The organism is Halopelagius fulvigenes, assembly GCF_055398025.1.
Genome location: NZ_AP043846.1, coordinates 1,182,801 through 1,200,260 on the forward strand (window position 1 = coordinate 1,182,801; position 17,460 = coordinate 1,200,260).

At 67.8% G+C, this 17,460-nt stretch carries 18 protein-coding genes; 11 read left to right on the forward strand and 7 right to left on the reverse strand.

The features are described from left to right. Positions 1 to 202: 202 nt before the first annotated feature. On the reverse strand, positions 203 to 1,366 hold the full coding sequence (locus tag ACZ522_RS10690; RefSeq protein WP_379699807.1) for an NAD(P)/FAD-dependent oxidoreductase: 1,164 nt from the start codon (positions 1,364 to 1,366) through the stop codon (positions 203 to 205). A gap of 90 nt (positions 1,367 to 1,456) precedes the next feature. Between ACZ522_RS10690 and ACZ522_RS10695 the strand changes: the two genes are divergently transcribed. Then, a complete protein-coding gene (locus ACZ522_RS10695) occupies positions 1,457 to 2,425 on the forward strand; it encodes an ornithine cyclodeaminase family protein (protein WP_379699806.1) in 969 nt (322 codons plus the stop codon). 59 nt (positions 2,426 to 2,484) lie between these two features. Continuing rightward, positions 2,485 to 3,048, forward strand: a complete 564-nt coding sequence (locus ACZ522_RS10700; protein ID WP_379699804.1) for a hypothetical protein — start codon at positions 2,485 to 2,487, stop codon at positions 3,046 to 3,048. A gap of 30 nt (positions 3,049 to 3,078) precedes the next feature. On the opposite strand, the gene ACZ522_RS10705 is transcribed toward ACZ522_RS10700, so the two are convergent. Beyond that, positions 3,079 to 4,770, reverse strand: a complete 1,692-nt coding sequence (locus ACZ522_RS10705; protein WP_379699801.1) for a tryptophan--tRNA ligase — start codon at positions 4,768 to 4,770, stop codon at positions 3,079 to 3,081. Beyond that, the gene (gene endA, locus ACZ522_RS10710) at positions 4,767 to 5,837 is read right to left on the reverse strand and encodes a tRNA-intron lyase (protein WP_379699798.1); all 1,071 of its coding nucleotides are present in this window, start codon (positions 5,835 to 5,837) and stop codon (positions 4,767 to 4,769) included. Before endA ends, ACZ522_RS10705 begins: the two co-directional genes overlap by 4 nt. Here endA and ACZ522_RS10715 point away from each other — a divergent pair. From ACZ522_RS10715 to ACZ522_RS10725, 3 genes are all read left to right on the forward strand, one after another. Then, the gene (locus ACZ522_RS10715) at positions 5,836 to 5,961 is read left to right on the forward strand and encodes a hypothetical protein (RefSeq protein WP_379699795.1); all 126 of its coding nucleotides are present in this window, start codon (positions 5,836 to 5,838) and stop codon (positions 5,959 to 5,961) included. The genes endA and ACZ522_RS10715 overlap by 2 nt on opposite strands. A gap of 293 nt (positions 5,962 to 6,254) precedes the next feature. Next, on the forward strand, positions 6,255 to 6,485 hold the full coding sequence (locus ACZ522_RS10720; RefSeq protein ID WP_379699792.1) for a hypothetical protein: 231 nt from the start codon (positions 6,255 to 6,257) through the stop codon (positions 6,483 to 6,485). Positions 6,486 to 6,583: 98 nt separating this feature from the next. Next, positions 6,584 to 7,081, forward strand: coding sequence for a hypothetical protein (locus ACZ522_RS10725; RefSeq protein WP_379699789.1), 498 nt, complete (start codon positions 6,584 to 6,586; stop codon positions 7,079 to 7,081). A gap of 214 nt (positions 7,082 to 7,295) precedes the next feature. On the opposite strand, the gene ACZ522_RS10730 is transcribed toward ACZ522_RS10725, so the two are convergent. After that, positions 7,296 to 7,679, reverse strand: coding sequence for a DUF7344 domain-containing protein (locus ACZ522_RS10730; protein ID WP_379699786.1), 384 nt, complete (start codon positions 7,677 to 7,679; stop codon positions 7,296 to 7,298). A 145-nt stretch (positions 7,680 to 7,824) separates the two neighbouring features. Further along, a complete protein-coding gene (locus ACZ522_RS10735) occupies positions 7,825 to 8,565 on the reverse strand; it encodes a DUF91 domain-containing protein (RefSeq protein WP_379699783.1) in 741 nt (246 codons plus the stop codon). A gap of 75 nt (positions 8,566 to 8,640) precedes the next feature. Here ACZ522_RS10735 and ACZ522_RS10740 point away from each other — a divergent pair, with 75 nt between their 5' ends. Both ACZ522_RS10740 and ACZ522_RS10745 read left to right on the forward strand, forming a co-directional pair. Then, a complete protein-coding gene (locus tag ACZ522_RS10740) occupies positions 8,641 to 9,291 on the forward strand; it encodes an HAD family hydrolase (protein WP_379699780.1) in 651 nt (216 codons plus the stop codon). Between the two features lie 76 nt (positions 9,292 to 9,367). Continuing rightward, positions 9,368 to 10,105 carry a DUF4412 domain-containing protein gene (locus ACZ522_RS10745; RefSeq protein WP_379699777.1) on the forward strand — a complete coding sequence of 246 codons (738 nt, stop codon included), beginning with the start codon at positions 9,368 to 9,370 and terminating at the stop codon, positions 10,103 to 10,105. A gap of 45 nt (positions 10,106 to 10,150) precedes the next feature. Here ACZ522_RS10745 and ACZ522_RS10750 read toward each other — a convergent pair whose 3' ends face one another. After that, positions 10,151 to 12,490 carry a DEAD/DEAH box helicase gene (locus ACZ522_RS10750; protein WP_379699774.1) on the reverse strand — a complete coding sequence of 780 codons (2,340 nt, stop codon included), beginning with the start codon at positions 12,488 to 12,490 and terminating at the stop codon, positions 10,151 to 10,153. Positions 12,491 to 12,879: 389 nt separating this feature from the next. Then, the gene (locus tag ACZ522_RS10755) at positions 12,880 to 13,563 is read right to left on the reverse strand and encodes a helix-turn-helix domain-containing protein (protein WP_379699771.1); all 684 of its coding nucleotides are present in this window, start codon (positions 13,561 to 13,563) and stop codon (positions 12,880 to 12,882) included. A 167-nt stretch (positions 13,564 to 13,730) separates the two neighbouring features. Here ACZ522_RS10755 and ACZ522_RS10760 point away from each other — a divergent pair, with 167 nt between their 5' ends. From ACZ522_RS10760 to ACZ522_RS10775, 4 genes are all read left to right on the forward strand, one after another. Further along, positions 13,731 to 14,111 carry a hypothetical protein gene (locus tag ACZ522_RS10760; protein ID WP_379699768.1) on the forward strand — a complete coding sequence of 127 codons (381 nt, stop codon included), beginning with the start codon at positions 13,731 to 13,733 and terminating at the stop codon, positions 14,109 to 14,111. 52 nt (positions 14,112 to 14,163) lie between these two features. Beyond that, positions 14,164 to 15,099, forward strand: a complete 936-nt coding sequence (gene lipA / locus ACZ522_RS10765; protein WP_379699766.1) for a lipoyl synthase — start codon at positions 14,164 to 14,166, stop codon at positions 15,097 to 15,099. Positions 15,100 to 15,349: 250 nt separating this feature from the next. Then, positions 15,350 to 16,453, forward strand: coding sequence for a pyruvate dehydrogenase (acetyl-transferring) E1 component subunit alpha (gene pdhA, locus ACZ522_RS10770; RefSeq protein WP_379699967.1), 1,104 nt, complete (start codon positions 15,350 to 15,352; stop codon positions 16,451 to 16,453). A gap of 3 nt (positions 16,454 to 16,456) precedes the next feature. After that, a complete protein-coding gene (locus ACZ522_RS10775; RefSeq protein WP_379699763.1) occupies positions 16,457 to 17,458 on the forward strand; it encodes an alpha-ketoacid dehydrogenase subunit beta in 1,002 nt (333 codons plus the stop codon). Positions 17,459 to 17,460: the final 2 nt, after the last annotated feature.

The window sequence follows — 17,460 nt, forward strand, 5'->3', positions numbered from 1 at the left end:
GGCGACGGCGGGAGGGTCCGCCGCCCTCAGTCGGTCCGAAAGAAGAAACCGAACCCGCCGCTTCCGGTCGGTTCGCGGGTAATGCGTGCGCCTGCGGTGGCGGGTCCGGGTCGCATACCCGAGGAAACTGCCCCCCACCCCAAAAGCGTTCTGAAAGGCGTGCGATTCGGTGTCAGGGGCGCGCCCCCGCCGGACCGGCGACTCAGGCGACGTTTCGCTCCCTCAGCGTCGGCGTCTCGCCCTCGGCGGCGTCGAACCGGTCGGCGGCGAGTGCGGACACGTCCACGTGCGACGCCTCCCCCTCCGCGACGAGTTCGGCGACGCACTCGGCCGTCGCGGGGGCGTGTTGGAACCCGTGCCCGGAGAACCCCGCCGCGACGACGAACCCCGGTCGCACCTCGTCGAGAATCGCGTGGTGGTCCGGCGTGACGGCGTACAGGCCGGCCCACCCGTTTCGGATTCGGGTCTCGGGGCCGAAGTACGCGGCGCAGTCGTCGGCGCGTTCTATCGCCTCCGCGGCCCACCCGAGGTCCATCGACTCGTCGAACGTCTCCGGGTCCGCGTCCGGGTTCTCGTCGGAGAAGTGCCCGCCGACGACGGCCGTCCCCTCGCGTTCGGGTCGGAAGTACGCCCCCGTGTCCAAGTCGATGGTGAAAGGCACCGTCCGCGACAGTTCCCGTTCCGGTTCGACCACGGCCATCTGCCGCCGCCGGGGCGAAATCGGCAGTTCGACGCCCGCGAGGCGGCCGACGCGCCGCGCCCACGCGCCCGCCGCGTTCACGACGTACTCCGCCGAGAGCGTCTCCTTCGGCGTCTCCACGCGCCAGAGCGATTCGTTCGCGTCGTATTCGAGGTCGGTCACGGGCGTCTTCGTCCGAACCTCGACGCCCGCGTCGTCCACGGCCCGCGAGTACCCCTGCACCGCCGAGTGGGGGTCAGCCACCCCGTCGAGGGGCGAGTACGTGGCGGTGACGAACTCCTCGGCGCGGAGTTCCGGGCAGAACTCGCGGGCCTCCTCGGGTTCGACGAGGCGACTGTCCCCGCCCGCGTCGTTCTGGAGGGCGACGTTCTCGCGGAACGACGCCGCCGTCTCCTCCTCGCGGGCGAGGAACAGGTAGCCCGTCCGCCGGTAGTCGATGTCGACGCCGAACTCCGCCTCGAACGACTCCCAGACGGGGACGCTGGCGAGGGAGAGTTCGACGTTCACGCGCGTGGAGAACTGCGTTCGGATGCCGCCGGCGGCGCGCCCGGTGCTTCCGCCGCCGAGCGTTCCCGCCTCGCAGACGGTGACCGACGCGCCGCGGGCGGCGAGTGCGTTCGCGCAGGCGAGGCCGACGACGCCTCCCCCGACGATGACGACGTTCATGGTGTGAGTTGACACTCCGCAAGTATGAACGTATCCCGTCCTCGCAGATTCCACCGAACGTTTCAGGCGTCCGCGCCCGTACCGGCGTCCATGACCGAAGTGCGCGTCCTCTCGGACGACGACGTGGCGTCGTTGCTCTCGCTTCCAGCCCTCCTGCCGGAGATAGAACGGGCGTTCGTGAAGCAGGGCCGCGGCGAGGTCGAACGGCCCCCGCGGCCGCACTACCCCGTCGGGACGGAGACGCCCGGCACGGCCCTCGCGATGCCGGCGTACGTCCGCGGCGACCCGACGTACGCAACGAAACTCGCCGCCGTCCACGAGGGGAACCGAGAGCGCGGTATCCCCACGGTGAACGCCCAACTCGCCCTGACGGACGCGGAGACGGGCCTCCCCCTCGCGTACGCGGCCGCGAACCGAATCACGAACGCCCGCACGGGGTGCATCGGCGGCCTCGCGGCGCGCGAGTTAGCGACCGGATCGGTTCGACTGGGGGTCTTCGGCGCGGGCGCGCAGGCGCGGTGGCAGACGCGCGCCGTCGCCGCAGCGACCGACCTCGAACGCGTGCGCGTCTACTCCCCCTCCGAGTCGCGGGAGGCCTGCGCCGCCGACCTGCGCGAGGAGTTGGACGACGCGGACGTGAGAGCGGTCGAGTCGTCCGCGGAGGCGGTTTCGGGGTCGAACGTCGTCGTCACCGCGACGACCAGCGAATCGCCCGTCTTCGACGGCGCGAACCTCGAACCCGGGACCCTCGTCGTCGCCGTCGGCGCGTTCACCGCCGAGATGCGCGAACTCGACGCCGAGACGATGGCCCGCGCGGCGACGATATTCGCGGACGTACCCGAGGAGGCCGCCGAGGTGGGCGATACGCTGGAAGCGGGGGTCGAAGCGTCCGAACTCGTCCCCCTCTCGGACGTGTTCGAGGGGGCCGCCGGGCGCGACTCGGCCGACGAGGTACTCGTCGTCGAGAGCGTCGGGTCGGCGGTGTTGGACGCCGCGACGGCGGGGCACCTGTACGAACGGGCCGAGGACGAGGAGAGAGGCACCGTCGTGACGCTCTGAGCGCGCCTCGCGACGTCTCTCGCAGGCAGGTTTATTTCTCGGCGGCGCGAATATCGGGGATGGCCCTCCTCGCAGAACTCGGTCTGCTCTTCGCCTTCGCCCTCACTGTCGGCGTCTCGGCGTCCGTAACGCTCGGCGCGCACCTGCTTCACCGACGGGGGGACGCCCCGTTCGGGTCCGCCCTCCGCGTCGCCCTCCTCGCGGTCGGAGCGCTCTCTCTCCTCGGGGCGGTCGTCTGGACGCTCGTGGGTTGGTCGCCGCGAGGACCGTCGGTGACGCCTCTCGTCGCGGTGTTCGTCGCCTTCCTCGCGTCGACGGTGCTCCCGTTGACGGCCGGACGGTACCTCGTTCGGCGCGCGAGCGACGCCGATTCGGACGCCGCACTGCGGTTCGCGGCGTACGGATGGCCCGTCGCGATGCTCGCGGCGTTCGGGGTGTACGTCGCCTACTGGGCACTCGCGCAGGACATCTACCACCCGGGAAACGGACAGATATGCGTCGTCGGCCGGTGTACCGGAATCACCGTCGCGTCTTCGGTGACGGTGCTCGCGGGGTTGCTCGCGGCGGTTCTCGGCACCGGACTCGCGGGCGTCGGACTGCGCGCGTCGGCGACGAAGCGGTGAAATCGGAGTACTGAGCGTCGGACGGCGGGGTCAGTCGTCGCCGGGCGCGACGCCGCGGCGGTCCGATTCGAGGGAGATGTCCATCTCTTCGAGCATCGCTTCGGCCTCCTCGCGTTTCTCCTGGTGTTCTTCGAGGAACTCCTCCATGAGAATCGCCGCCTGCTCCTTGCACCCGCCGCAGAGGCGTTCGCCGCCGACGCACTCGTCGTACACTCGCTTCGCGAACTCGTCGTCGTCGCCGGAGAGCAGGTAGGCGTACAGTTCGTAGACGGGGCACTCGTCGGCCTTCCCGCCGAGTTCTCGCTGCTTCTCCGCCGTCTCTCGCCCGCCGGTGGTTGCGGACTTCACCTTGTCGAACCCCTCTTGGGGGTCGTCCAGAAGCGAGATGTGCGAGGCGGGGATGGAGGAGGACATCTTCCCGCCCGTCAGGCCGGTCATGAAGCGGTGGTAGATGGAGGAAGGCGGCAGAAAGCCGTAGCCGCCGTTCTGCAACTCGACCTCGCGGGCCAACTCCTCGGCCTCCGACGCGGAGAGGTCGAACGCGTCGATGTGCTCCTCGTAGCGTCGCTTCTCCCCCTCGACGGACTCGATGAGCGCTTCGAACGCCTCCTCGGTCGCGTTGGCGTCGAGGAAGCGAACCCGGGGACGGAGCGGTTCCATTCCGGCGTTCTCCAGCTTCTCGACGACCGATTCGACCGCCGTCTCGACGGTCACGTCCACGTCCAACTCCGAAACGTCGACGTCGGCCACCCACTCGGCGGCCTCCCCGCACCGCGGCATCTCGGGGTCCTCCGCGAACTCCTCGCGGGCCTCGTACGCGGCGGCGACGATCGATCGCTCCGCGTCGGTGAGTTCGAAGCTCGCGTACGCCTCGGTCACCTTGAAGAAGCGCATCCGCGCGGCGAGGTCGCGGGCGAAGCGGACGTGCGGGTCCTGGTCCGGGCCGACGGGGATGACCGTCGGTTTCGGCTCCTCCAACTGCGGGTAGAGGATGTCGGCCATCTGCGTGACGACCGACTGCATGTGCGAGACGTTCGTCTCGCCGTCGAAGCCGTAGATGCCCTGGAACTCCGAGAAGTTCGCCTTCGACCCGAGTTCGAACGCGAGTTCCTGCAAGGTTCGGTTGTCCGACTGCCGGTAGAGTTCCCCTTCCTCGGGGTCGAAGCCGAGAGCGAGGAGGCTCAGGACGTAGTCGCGGGCGTGTTCGTCTATCTCCTCCCACGACAGGCCGCGGGCCGAATGGGCTTCCAAGTCCGCGATGAGGCCGTAGGCGTCGCCGCCCTGCCGTTGGTGCCAGATTATCTCGTCGAAGACGAGTTTGTGGCCGATGTGGGGGTCGCCCGTCGGCATGAACCCCGAGAGGACGGCGAAGTCGTCGCCCTCGCGCATGGCGTCCGCGACGGGTGTGTAGTCGCGGTGGCCGAAGATGACGCCGCGGCGCATCAGGTAGTGGGGGTTCGGCACCTCCGGAAGCACCTCGTCGAACTCCTCGATGCCGAACTCCTCGAACAGTTTGCGGTAATCGGAGATGGTCGAAGAGCCCCACGGGTCGAGGGCTACGTCGTCGGCCCCCTCGGCGGACGCACCGCCGTCGGGCAGGGCCTGATCCGTTCCCGAGTCGCCGGACTCGGGACTGCCGTCAGGCGAAGCCTGACGCGCGCCCTCGTCGTCCGTCCGGGTCTTTCCGTCCGTCTCGCGGGGGTCGGAGTCGTCTCGTGTCATGGAGTGAGTCGGGCGACCGAAAGCCAGTCTATGCCACTCTTGGCGCCGGTGAGCGCAAAAACCATTCGTTTCCGCACCCCGCCGGCGAGGCGCACGTCCAAGGAGAGGTCCCGCGGCAGGAACGTGTGGTCGGGCGAGACGACGCGCACGAGGTCCGCGGAGTGCGAGAGGTCCGAGACGGTCGAGAAGTCGGTGTAGACGCGGAAGTCCGCGCCGAACTTGAACCCGCTCTTGGGCACCGCGCCGGCGTCCCTGAGGGCGGCGTACGCCCGCAGGCGGCGGTCGAATCGGTCGCCCTCCACCTCGCGGGCCACCTCGACGACCGCCTCGTGGTCGGCGTCGACGTACCCCCGTTCGGAGAGGAACGCCCCCTCGACCAACGAGAGTTGGAGGGGGCCCGAATCCGCGTTGCGGCCGTGGAGTCGTTGGCCGTAGAAGCCGCGTTCGTACACCTCGTCCGGCGACTCCCACAGCAGAACCCGGTCCGAGAGGAGGTCGGCCTCCAACCCCGAGGGGGGTTCGTACTCGTCATCACCAGACCGCGTCCGGTGGCCTGCCGAGGTTCCCTCGGCGATGTCGCCCTCGATTCTGGGACGGTCCGTCTCGAAGTAGGTGAGTTCGCCGTCCTCGTCCACGACGGCCAGAACCACGTCGCCGAGGGAGTCGGCGGCGATGGACTCGCGTTCGCCCGCGATTCGAACGCGGTACTCCACGTCGTCGTCCCACGGCCCCTTCCCGCGGGGGAAGACGACGAAATCGACGCCGGCGTCGGCGTGGTCGGCCACGCCCGCCCAGTCCTCGCGGACGGGCGAGAGGTAGAAGCCCCTGTCTCTGAGGTCCTTGTAGACGACGAACTCCATCACCGCGCCCGTCCGCGTCAGGAACTCGCGGAAGTCCATCCCGTCTACGGCGTCCAAGTCGCCGCGCGCGAGGAGGTGCGCGGCTTCCACCGGCGCGAGTTCGATGCGGTTCCCCTCCGTGGGCCGTCCGTAGCCCCGAGAGTCGTAGAACCGCTGGCGCGCGTCGCCGCCGACGCGGACGACGTCGCCGTCGAGTGTCCCGTCCATGTCCGGAGTCGGGGGCGGCGCGGACAAAGGGTCTGCGATGCTCGCGTTTCGCCCCGCCGCGGAACGGACGTATCCGATTCCGCGACAGTTCGACGGTACGCTCGCCTCCTCCGAGTCGCAGTGAGTCCGCGCCGTCGGCGATCCGCACGAACGCGTCCGGAAACCTCGAACCGATTGTGAGAGGTCGGTCAGCCGCCGAGCGCGTTCTGAAAGTGCCCGGGTACGTGGTACCACGCATCCGCCGAGGCGTGAGCGTTAGCCGCGTTCGTGCCGCCGAACCGATGCTCGTCGGTCGGCGAGTCTCCCGATAAATCAGGGGGCGAGAACCCCGCCGTCACCGCGGGAACGCATCGGCGACATCGAGACACCGACCGACGGAGAGAGTGTATTTACCGCCGGAACGACCACAACCGGACGATGCCCTCCGCGAACGCCGAACCGCGCTCCGCGCGCGAACTCGGCCCGATTCGACTGCTCGACACGTCCCGCACCTACCGGTTTCTCGGCTTCGCCCTCGCGTTCGTCGCCCTCCAGATCGGAGGGTGGGCCGCCGAGAGTGCGTCGCTCGTTCCGACGGTGGCGTACGCGACGCTGGCCGGGTTCGTCGCGCTGAACGGTCTGTACCTCGGCGGGGTCCGATTCCGCTAGGAACGCGCCTTTCTCCCGCCGAGACGACGGCGCGGGGACGTGGAGAGACCTGTCGGTCTCAGCGGAATACTCATACGTCGATACGACGTATCTCAAGCATGGTCCACTGGTCCCCCTCCAAAACGGCCCGGCGACACCCGTCGTTGACGTTCGGTCTCGCCGGGGGGTTGTTCGCCTTCCTCTTCGTCGCGTGGGCGACCCTCGAACAACTGGCTGACGGCCCCGGAGGGTACGCCCCGTCGGGGCCGGGGGTGATTATCGTCCTCGGCGGGTTCGTCGGCGGCGCACTCCTCGCGCGGTTGCTCTGGACTCGCCTCGGCGCGGCCAAATCCCCGGTCAAGGGGACTGTCGTCGGCGCTCTCATCGGTCTCCTGGCGATGCCTGTGCCGATGTACCTCCTCGAATTCGCGCTGGTCGTAGTGGACGGGATGCCGTTCGAGGCAGTGCCCGGTATGTCGCCGTGGATGCGGGTGGGGAGCGACCTGTTGCTCTTGCTCGCGACGCCGCTCCTTCTCGCGGTGTTCGGCCTCATCGTCACCTACGGGGGAACGGTCGTCGTCGGTGCCGCCACCGGTTATCTGCTCGCCCGCCGGTGAGCGCCGCCGAACGGTTTCGAGCGCCGAGCGTCGTCCTCGGTGCGTACACTTACAGCGTGTACGAGGCGAGCGAGGACCGGCGGGAGGTGAAGGCCCGCAGCACGGTGACCTGAGAGAACCGTCGGATCCCTCTTCGAACTGAAAACTGACCCATCAGCGCCGCACGAGGCGGTACTGCGAGGCGAGAGAACGCGGTGGCACGTCTCGATATCGTTCACCTGCGGAGGCGCACGTCGGCCACCGGTGCGACGCGTTCCTCGCGGCCCTCCAACGGTTCGAGGAGGGGCCGTATCTCGTCGAACCGAGAGCCTTTCGTCACGACGTTGGCCTCTTGGTCCCAGTCGATGAAGTCGAACTCGTCTAGCTTGGGGAGATGAACGTGGTGAGTGCGGAGGAGTTCTTTGTCCCCGCCGTCCACCCGCCGCGATCCGGAGAGATACTCCCGGAGGAGCACGCGGTTCATCTCGGCCATCTCCGCGGAGACGCCCGACAGTTTCGGAACGTCTCGCGACTCGTGATCCAGTAGGAAGACTAACAGCCGACGCCGGGTACCGTCGGCTAACGCGTCGAACAGCTCCACCTGATGGATCAGTCCCATACGATGGTGGTCGCGGCCCCACAATCTTAAGCGGGCGTCGTTTTCACCGCAGCCCCGTGTTTTGATTAAGTGAGTAACTGCCCGCGCGGTCCGTCCGCGATTCGTCCTCTCGGACGGACGAAGGTGGTCGTCGAAACGTCCGATTTCACCCCGCGAACGCGTCGCAGGCGCCGTCTAAACACCGCCGCCCCCGCCCCGTCTCGAACACGGGCAACCCGCAGTCGCACTCGGCGACAACGACGCCCGCGGGGACGGCGAACGCCGACTCGCAGTCGGGGTAGGCGTCGCACCCCGCGAGCAAGCGTCCTCCGCGGCGGATGATGCGGAGGTCCGAGTCGCAGTCGGGGCAGGTCCACGCGCGGTCGAATCGTTCCCTCACGGCGTCGTCCAACGACTCGCAGGCGCGGTCGATGCAGAGTTCGAACGCCGCGCCGCACTCGGCGCGCATCAGCGGCAGGCCGCAGTCGTCGCACGTCTCCTCTACCACCGTCGCGCCCGCCGGGAGGACGTACCTCGCGTCGGTATCCACGCCCGCCACCGCGCCGCCGACGCGGACGAGGGGTTCGCCCGTCTCGGGGTGCACGCCGACGGGGACGCCCGCCTCGGTGGCGGGGTACTCCGCGCGCCCCGCCGAGTCGTGCGAGACGACGCGGAGGGTCTGTTCGTCCGTGCGCGCGACGATGCCGAACCCGGACGCGTCCGTCTCGACGGTGAGCGTGTCGGGACGCGTCAACCACGATACGGGTTGGTAGCCGTCGGCGTCGTGGACGAGAACAGTGCGGTCGGGTTTCACGACGACGACGACGCGTCCGCGTTGCGTCCGGGTGCGCGCGCCCTCGAAGGTGGTGGTGCAGTCGCCGGCGAAGATTCGTATCGTTTCCGTCACGGCGACGGTGGCCCCGGCATCCCTGATAGACCCTCCCACGAAGGTCTTTGAAGGGTGGCGGTCGTTCGGGGGAGCATGGACGTCCCCGACGAAGTGGTGCTGTTCGACATGGACGGAGTCCTCGTGGACTCCGAGGACTACTGGCACGAGTTCGAAGACGAGTTCGTCTTCGCCGACGCCGTCGCATCGGGCGACCCGGCCCACGAGGAGGTCACCGGGATGCACTTCCGCGAGATATACGACTACCTCGACGAGACGTACGGCGCGACGGTCACGAAGGAGGAGTTCGTCGATGCCTACCACGAACGCGCGGAGTCGCTCTACGGCGAGCAGGTGACGCTGATGGAGGGAGCCGAGGAGTTGTTCGAGGAGTTGCGCGCCGACGGACGGAGACTCGCCATCGTCTCCTCCGCGCCGCAGTCGTGGATTTCCATCGTCCGCGACCGGTTCGAACTCGACCCCCTCGAGTTGGTTCTCAGCGCCGAGGACATCGACGCCGCCGGGAAACCCGAACCGCACATCTACGAACGCGCCGCGGCCGAACTCGGCGTCGAACCCGAGGAGTGCGTCGTCGTCGAGGATTCGCTCAACGGCATCGAATCGGCCGTCCGGTCGGGCGCGTTCACCGTCGCCTACCGCAGAGCGCACAACGCGGAGTTGGACCTCTCGCAGGCGCACGTCGTGGCCGAAGGACCCGAGGAACTGCGCGAGATTCTGCTGGGCTGACTCTCAGTCCCCCGAAAGCGTTGTTCCACCCCTACGGAGAAGAAAAGGTTATCGTCCCTTATGTCAGACCATTCACATGAGTAGATTGTCAGTACTCCTCGTCTGTCTGCTCGTCCTCCTCGCCGGATGCGCGGGCGGCGGGGGAGACGGAGACGCGACTGCGGACGCGACGCCCGCCGCGGGCGGAGACGGAAGCGGCGGTGACAGTGACAGCGACGCCGACTCCGACGGCGGAAACGGCGACTCCAGCGTCAGCACCGGTACCGCCGGACCGGACGACATGCCCGACGCGGTTCCCCTCCTGCGGGAGGGTGAACGGTACGAGTACGAGGTTCGGAGCGCCGTCCTCGCGGACGCGCCCGAGTCGGGGACGCTCACCATCGACGTGACGGCCGACGGCGAGTGGCCCGTCGCGTCGATGGACGCCGTCCGAGATGCCCCGAGCGGTCGGGTGGAGGCGTCCGGGGAGGCGGCGGCCTACTCGCCGGCCCTCGGCGAGATGACGTACGCGCTGAACGTGCGTTCGATGGTCGTCACCTCCCGCATCGTCGCCGGGAAGTCCACCGACGTTCGGACCTACGAGGTGGGCGAGACGTGGCAGATGGCCTCCTCGGACGGCGAGGCGAACTTCGAGGTGGTCGGCGAGGAGGAAGTCGCCGGCCTGACCGCGAAGCACGTCCGCGTCACCGGCGAGAGCGACACGGACGCCGACATCTGGCTGGTTTCGGGCGTGGGATACCCCGCGAAGTTCGTCCAGACGGAGGGCGGCGAGGCGACGATAGAACTGACGCTGACGGCGTACGAGCGTCCCTGACGCACCCCTCCGTTTCGCGTCGAGAAAGCAGACCGTTCGGCGGTCCTACTCCACGTCCACGGTGCGCGTCGCCGTGACGGGGTGGAGAGGGTCGTCGGGGAACGTCACCTCGACGCGGTACTCCAGTTCGTCCGCCGTCGCGCCGAAGACGCCCACCGGCACCGAGACGGAGTCGGTGAGGTACGTCTCCTTCGTCGTCATCTCCACGTCGTTGACGGTGACGCGGACGCCGACGGTGCCGCCGCCGCCGCGGTTGCCGACGGTCACCTCGCACATCTCGTTTTCGCCGGTGGCGATGGTGTCGGGGAACTCGCCCCACGACACCTCTACCGCGGGGAAGTTGCGCGCGTTCCTGACGACCTGTTCCGCGACGCCCTCGGAGAGTCCGGCGCGCCGCAGTTCCGCCTCGCCGGCCTCCACCACGTCGCGGGGACTGCGCAGGCCGCCGGTGGCGAGTTTGCTCGCGCGGTTCGGCCCGATGCCGTCCACCGCCGTCAGGCCCACGGCGTCGCGGGAGACGCCGTGTTCGACGCGCGCCTCGACGCGCCGGGCGAGGTTCGCCGCCCGCGGCCCGGCGAAGGCGTCGAGGAACTCCCGAAGCGCCGAGATGAGTCGGAGGGCGTTCTGCCGGATGACCCACGCGTCCGACCGGAGTTCCGAGGGCGTGGAGTTCCGCATCCCGGCGTGGAGGATGGCGAATACCTTCCGCGGGCCGTCTTCGAGGTGCGTCGAGACGTCCGACAGCACCTCGTCCACGGCGTCGCCCTCCGACTGGCGGGGGGAGACGTCGTGGAACTCCGCCGCGCCCGCGACGGTTTCGAGGATGGCGTCGTCGGTGATGGTGTCCCGTTCGCAGAGGTCGTAGAACCGCCGCGCGGTGTCGAGGCGGAGGTAGTACTTCGAGGCGAGGCGGCCGAGCGTCGTCGCCCGGATGGAGAGGTCCTCGCCCATCTCGACGAACCCGCGGTCCACGAGGACTTCGAGCGTCTCGCGCACGCGTTCGCGCAGGCCGCCGAAGTCGTACTCGTCGGGTTTCGAACGCGCGCGCTGGTAGTAGAACGTCGTCTCCAACCACGAGAGCACGTCCTCCAAGTCGCCGATGGTGCCCATCGCGATCTCGGCGTTGAGGTGCGAATCTAAGTCCTCGGCGAGTCGGGACTCGATCTCCTTGCCCTCCCGGAGGAGTTTCCGGTACTTGTCGGCGTCACTCCGGTCGCAGACGACCCACCCGTACCCCACGTCGTCGTAGCCGGGTCGGCCAGCGCGCCCGAGCATCTGGAGGATGTCGAGGGGGGAGATGTCCACCTCGCCTTCGAGAGGGTCGTGGTGCTTCGTATCGCGGATCACGACGCACCGTGCGGGGAGGTTCACGCCCCACGCCAGCGTCGAGGTGGAGAACAGCAGTTGGATCTTCCCCTCCTTGAACCACTGTTCGACCTTGTCGCGGTCGTCCTTGGCGAGGCCCGCGTGGTGGAACGCCACGCCGTCGGGCACCGACTTTCGGAGGGTCTCGTTGCCGAGTTCCTTCGCCTCGGTGTGGAAGTCGTAGTCGCCGCGCGCGCCGATGGGGATGTCGCGTTCGGCTATCTCGTCGCGAGCCTTCCCCGCCGCGCGGAGGGCGTCCTGCCGCGATGAGACGAACACGAGGGCCTGCCCGTCCTCGCGGATGTGCGGTTCGGCCAAGTCCAGCGCGCGGTAGAGGCGGCGGTACTTGTCCTGAAACGGGTTGTCGCCGTGCGTGTACGTCTTCACGTCGGCGTGGAGGTCCACGGGCCGGTAGTCGTCGCCGAACTCGAACGTCGTCTCGGGCGGGGCGTCCAACCACGCCGCCACGTCCTCGACGTTCGGCATCGTCGCCGAGAGGGCGACGACGCGCGGGTCGCAGATGCGCCGGAGGCGCGAGACGGTCACTTCGAGGACGCCGCCGCGCGTCTCCGAATCGAGGAGGTGCACCTCGTCGATGACGCAGCAGTCCACGTCGGTGATGAAGGAGTACCGGGCGGAGTCGTGCTTCCGCGTCGCGGAGTCCGTCTTCTCGGGCGTCATCACGAGGATGTCCGCGCGTTCGGCGCGGCGCGGGTTCAGGTCGCGTTCCCCGGTGACGACGTAGACGGAGTAGCCGAGGCTCTCGAAGCGTTCCCACTCCGACTCCTTCTCGTTGGTGAGGGCGCGGAGGGGCGCGATGAAGAGGGCCGTCCCTCCCTTCTGGAGCGTTCGACAGATGGCGAGTTCGGCGAGTGCGGTCTTTCCGCTGGCGGTGGGCGCGGAGGCGACGACGTTCTCGTCGGAGTCGAGAATCGCCGGGGCCGCCTCGCGTTGCATCCGGTTGAACTCGTCGAATCCGAAGGCGTCGGCGAAGTCGGGGACGACATCCGCGACTCTCACGCGACGCACCTCCCGACGAGTCGGACGGAAGCCTCGTCGAATCGGAGATCCGACGGAGGGAGACAGGTCATGTGAGAGAGGGAGACTTCCGTCGGGAAAGGCGTTTCTCCCCGCGTCCGTCGAGAATAACTGTCAGTTACTGAAGAGTGAAAGTAGAGAGAGAAGCCGAAGCGAGTCGCCTCACGCGACGACGGTCGCGGCCGCGATGAACGACCACTTCGTGCCGCTCTTGGATTCGTTCTTCTTCTGTTCTGCCTTCGTCTGGTTGCGGCGGTGGTTCCACTGCATATCTGGTAGGAGGCTTTACTCGCTTATGAGTATTTCGCTCTCCTGACATGTACGTCATGTTCGTCCCTGTGCGTTCGTGAACTGTCGTGAGGGTTCTCGGCCTATCTCCGGCCGTCCGCGCCCACGTCGAACGACTCCTCGCCGACGCGAATCGTGTTGTCCACGAGGTTCGCATGGCCGCGGCGGAGGCGTTCCGAGATGGCCTGTTGGGAGACGTCGAGGGTGTCCGCCAAGTCGGCCATCGTCACGTCGCGCGGGACGTCGAAGTAGCCCTGTTCGGCGGCGGTGAGGAGAACTTCGTACTGCGCCTGCGAGAGGCCGAACTCGCCGCGAGAGACCGACCCGGACAGTTCGTGGATGTTCAGCACCTCGAACGTCAGGTCGCGTTCGCGGCAGTACGCGGCGGTGTTCGAAAGCGCCTCGCGGTCCGGGAGGAGGAGGCGGACGCGCCACTGTTCGTCCGTCCCGTACATCTCGAGGACCGCACCCTTGGCGTAGACGAGAACGTGCGTCAACGCGAGAACGTCTTCCACCCACTCCATCCGGTAGAGTCGTTCGTCGCCGAAATCGTCGAGAAGCGTCGCCTCCGCGACGCTCGGGTCCGCGTCGAGGGCGTCGTCGAACTCCTCGAAGGAGTCCGCCGTCACGCGCACGTACGGGACGAGGCTGTCGCCGTCGTGGGCGACGACGCGGACTACCTCGAACTCGGCGCGGGGAACCTCCGCAAGCGACCGTCCTAGTGCGAACTCCTCCGCGGCTAGTTCGACCGAAGCGATGGTACTCATCGTCCGAATCGACACGTTCCGGCGGATAAAGCGCGTTGGCAGATTCTAGCACGGTTTCCGTTCGGCGACTGTCGAACTCCCCGACATGAAACGGGAGGGGGGTTAACCAGCAGTAGTATACAACCACAATGGGGTTACCGGGAGCTAGTCATTCTTTACACAGGACGATGGACCCCCCCTACAGGCTCGACGACAGTCGAGTCCCCCTACACTGGGAGCTGATTCCGTCGAACGACGGATTCACGTTCCGCCACCGTTCCCAACCCGTCAGCGTCGAAGCGGTGAAGCGCACGGACGAGTACTGCGACCGGAACCGACCGTGGCTGCTCCGGTGCCGAGAGCAGGCCAACGAAGCGTCGTACACCCGGGAAATCGGGCGCGTTTCGACGGAGGTAGACGCCGTCTGCGCGCTCTTCGACTGGATGGAGTGCATCGACGAGCGAATCGAGCGAACCGGCGGCGCGCCGGTGAACCCCTCCGACGCCGGAGTTGAGGCGTTCGGCGGGAGTCGGCCCGCGCCGTGGCGGCCCGAACCGCAGAACGGGTAACGAATCCCGGTTAATCCTCACGTTTTTGCCGTCCGCCGCGGAAGGTGTACGCATGCCCGGCAGGCGGAAACCCGACTGGCTCAAGATGCGACCACCGTCGGGACGTCGGTTCACGGACATCAAACAGACGCTCCGCGACAGAGACCTCAACACGGTGTGCGAGGAGGCGAACTGTCCGAACCTCGGGGAGTGCTGGAGCGGTCGCAACGGGCCGGGGACGGCGACGTTCATGCTGATGGGCGACCGGTGTTCGCGCGGGTGTAACTTCTGCGACGTGCAGACCGGCGGAATGGAGTCGCTCGACCCGGAGGAACCCGCGAACGTCGCCGACGCCGTCGCCGAAATCGGCCTCGACTACGTGGTGCTCACCTCCGTGGACCGCGACGACCTGCCGGACCAGGGCGCGGGCCACTTCGCCGAGACCATCCGCAAGATAAAAGACCGCGACCCGAGCGTCCTCGTGGAAGTGCTGATCCCCGACTTTCAGGGCGAACCCGAGTTGGTCCGAGAGATAATCGACGCCCGTCCCGACGTCGTCGCGCACAACATCGAAACCGTCGAACGCCTGCAGTGGCCCGTCCGCGACCGGCGCGCGGGGTACGAGCAGTCGCTCTCGGTGCTCGAACAGGTGTCGCGGGAGTCCGACATCTACACGAAGACGAGCGTCATGCTCGGCCTCGGCGAGTACGACCACGAGGTGTACCAGACGCTCTCGGACCTCCGGGAGGCGGACGTGGACGTGGTCACCCTCGGCCAGTACCTCCAACCCTCCCGGACGCACCTCGACGTGTTCGAGTACGTCCACCCGGACGCCTTCGAGACGTGGCGGCGCGTCGCCGAGAAGGAACTCGGCTTCCTCTACTGCGCCTCCGGCCCGATGGTCCGGTCGTCGTACAAGGCGGGCGAACTGTTCGTGGACGCCGTGCTCAGAGACGGCAAGAGCGTCGAACAGGCCCGCCGCGAGGCGCGGACGGCCGCCGGCGACTGACCGAGGCCGCCGGACCGAAGCGCCGGTCGCGGACAGATTCTAAACGTTCGTCCATGATTCATCCGCGGCGGCGGCCGTCGTCGCGAAAACGTCGTCTGTATCCGCTCGAAAGTAGAAGAACGGTCAGTTCCCCCAGGTAGGGATGGACGCGTCGGGACGAGTCGGCAGTATTTCTGCCCATAGTAAACTATTTACGAAAATACTATACCTCGTGCGGATGACCCTCCAACATGCACAGGTGGGTTCACCCGTGAGCGTACTACAGCGAGACCCGCAGGACATGCTTCGCGTCCTCGACGAGAGCGGCGAACCCGTCGGCGAGGTTCCCGACCTGAGCGACGAGGAGTTGGTGGAGATGTACCGCGAGATGCGGTTGGCCCGCCACTTCGACACGCGGGCGGTGAGTCTCCAACGGCAGGGGCGGATGGGGACGTACCCGCCCCTGTCGGGGCAGGAGGGCGCACAGATAGGGAGCGCGTTCGCCCTCGACGAGGAGGACTGGATGTTCCCGAGCTACCGCGAACACGGCGCTGCGCTCCACCGCGGCCTGCCGTTGGAGCGGACGCTCCTCTACTGGATGGGCCACGAGAAGGGGAACGCGATTCCGGACGACGTGAACATCTTCCCCGTGGCGGTGCCCATCGCCACGCAGATACCCCACGCCACCGGCGCGGCGTGGGCGAAGAAACTCCGCGGCGAGGACGCGGCGGTCGTCTGTTACTTCGGCGACGGCGCGACGAGCGAAGGCGACTTCCACGAGGGGCTGAACTTCGCAGGCGTCTTCGACACGCCGAACGTGTTCTTCTGCAACAACAACCAGTGGGCCATCTCCGTCCCGCGGGAGCGACAGACCGCGAGTCGGACGCTGGCGCAGAAGGCGACGGCCTACGGCTTCGAGGGCGTCCAAGTCGACGGCATGGACCCCCTCGCCGTCTACGCGGCAACCCGCGCGGCCGTCGAGAAGGCGAAGAACCCCGACGAGGGCGAGCGTCGGCCGACGCTCATCGAGGCGGTGCAGTACCGCTTCGGCGCGCACACGACGGCGGACGACCCTTCGGTGTACCGCGACGACGACGAGGTGGCGGAGTGGCGGAAGAAAGACCCCATCCCGCGACTCGAACGGTTCCTCCGGGAGACGGGCCGCCTCGACGACGAGTCCGTCGAGTCCATCCAGTCGTGGGCCGAGGAGCGAGTGGCGACAGCCATCGAGAAGGCGGAGTCGGAACTGCGGCCCGAACCCGAGGAGATGTTCACCCACCTCTACGAGGAGTTGCCGCCGGAACTCCGCGAGCAGATGGCCGAGTTCGAGGCGTTGTACGAGAAACACGGAGCCGAGGCGTTCCTTCGGGAGTGACAGATGAGCCAGAACCAGACCCAACAGACCCAGAGTTTGACGCTAGTGCAGGCGGTACAGGACGCTCTCTACACGGAGATGAAGCGAGACGACGACGTGGTCGTCATGGGCGAGGACGTCGGGAAGAACGGCGGCGTCTTCCGCGCGACGGAGGGCCTCTTCGACGAGTTCGGCGGCGACAGGGTCATCGACACGCCGTTGGCCGAGTCGGGCATCGTCGGCACGGCCATCGGGATGGCCGCGATGGGGATGAAGCCGGTGCCGGAGATGCAGTTCTCCGGCTTCATGTACCCCGCCTTCGACCAACTCGTGAGCCACGCCGCGCGCATCCGCACGCGGAGTCGCGGCCGGTTCACCTGCCCGATGGTCGTCCGCGCGCCGTACGGCGGCGGCATCCGCGCGCCCGAACACCACTCCGAGTCGAAGGAGGCCTTCTACGCCCACGAGGCGGGCCTGAAGGTTGTCATCCCCTCGACGCCGTACGACGCGAAGGGACTGCTCATCTCCTCGATCCGTGACCCCGACCCGGTCGTCTTCCTCGAACCGAAACTCATCTACCGCGCGTTCCGCGGCGACGTGCCCGAGGGCGACTACGAGGTTCCCATCGGCGAGGCGGCGGTCCGACGCGACGGGGAGGACGTATCCGTCTACTGCTACGGCGCGATGACGCGCCCGACGATGGAGGCGGCCGAGAACCTCGCCGAGGAGGGTATCGACGCCGAAGTCGTGGACCTGCGGACGGTGGACCCGATGGACAAAGAGACCGTCGTGGAGTCGTTCGAGAAGACGGGCCGCGCGGCGGTGGTCCACGAGGCGCCGAAGACGGCGGGCATCGGCGCGGAGATAACCGCGACACTGCAGGAGGAAGCGCTCCTGTATCAGGAGGCCCCCGTCGAACGCATCACGGGGTACGACGTTCCGTACCCCCTGTACGCGCTAGAGGACTACTACCTGCCGTCGGTAACTCGGGTCGAAGAAGGTATCCGGAACGCGGTTGAGTTCTGAAC

Bases quoted from the DNA above. Each gene is read 5' to 3' on its own strand.
- ACZ522_RS10690 (WP_379699807.1), bottom strand. From the start codon at position 1,366: ATGAACGTCGTCATCGTCGGGGGAGGCGTCGTCGGCCTCGCCTGCGCG.
- ACZ522_RS10695 (WP_379699806.1), top strand. From the start codon at position 1,457: ATGACCGAAGTGCGCGTCCTCTCGGACGACGACGTGGCGTCGTTGCTC.
- ACZ522_RS10700 (WP_379699804.1), top strand. From the start codon at position 2,485: ATGGCCCTCCTCGCAGAACTCGGTCTGCTCTTCGCCTTCGCCCTCACT.
- ACZ522_RS10705 (WP_379699801.1), bottom strand. From the start codon at position 4,770: ATGACACGAGACGACTCCGACCCCCGCGAGACGGACGGAAAGACCCGG.
- ACZ522_RS10715 (WP_379699795.1), top strand. From the start codon at position 5,836: ATGTCCGGAGTCGGGGGCGGCGCGGACAAAGGGTCTGCGATGCTCGCG.
- endA (WP_379699798.1), bottom strand. From the start codon at position 5,837: ATGGACGGGACACTCGACGGCGACGTCGTCCGCGTCGGCGGCGACGCG.
- ACZ522_RS10720 (WP_379699792.1), top strand. From the start codon at position 6,255: ATGCCCTCCGCGAACGCCGAACCGCGCTCCGCGCGCGAACTCGGCCCG.
- ACZ522_RS10725 (WP_379699789.1), top strand. From the start codon at position 6,584: ATGGTCCACTGGTCCCCCTCCAAAACGGCCCGGCGACACCCGTCGTTG.
- ACZ522_RS10730 (WP_379699786.1), bottom strand. From the start codon at position 7,679: ATGGGACTGATCCATCAGGTGGAGCTGTTCGACGCGTTAGCCGACGGT.
- ACZ522_RS10740 (WP_379699780.1), top strand. From the start codon at position 8,641: ATGGACGTCCCCGACGAAGTGGTGCTGTTCGACATGGACGGAGTCCTC.
- ACZ522_RS10745 (WP_379699777.1), top strand. From the start codon at position 9,368: ATGAGTAGATTGTCAGTACTCCTCGTCTGTCTGCTCGTCCTCCTCGCC.
- ACZ522_RS10755 (WP_379699771.1), bottom strand. From the start codon at position 13,563: ATGAGTACCATCGCTTCGGTCGAACTAGCCGCGGAGGAGTTCGCACTA.
- ACZ522_RS10760 (WP_379699768.1), top strand. From the start codon at position 13,731: ATGGACCCCCCCTACAGGCTCGACGACAGTCGAGTCCCCCTACACTGG.
- lipA (WP_379699766.1), top strand. From the start codon at position 14,164: ATGCCCGGCAGGCGGAAACCCGACTGGCTCAAGATGCGACCACCGTCG.
- ACZ522_RS10775 (WP_379699763.1), top strand. From the start codon at position 16,457: ATGAGCCAGAACCAGACCCAACAGACCCAGAGTTTGACGCTAGTGCAG.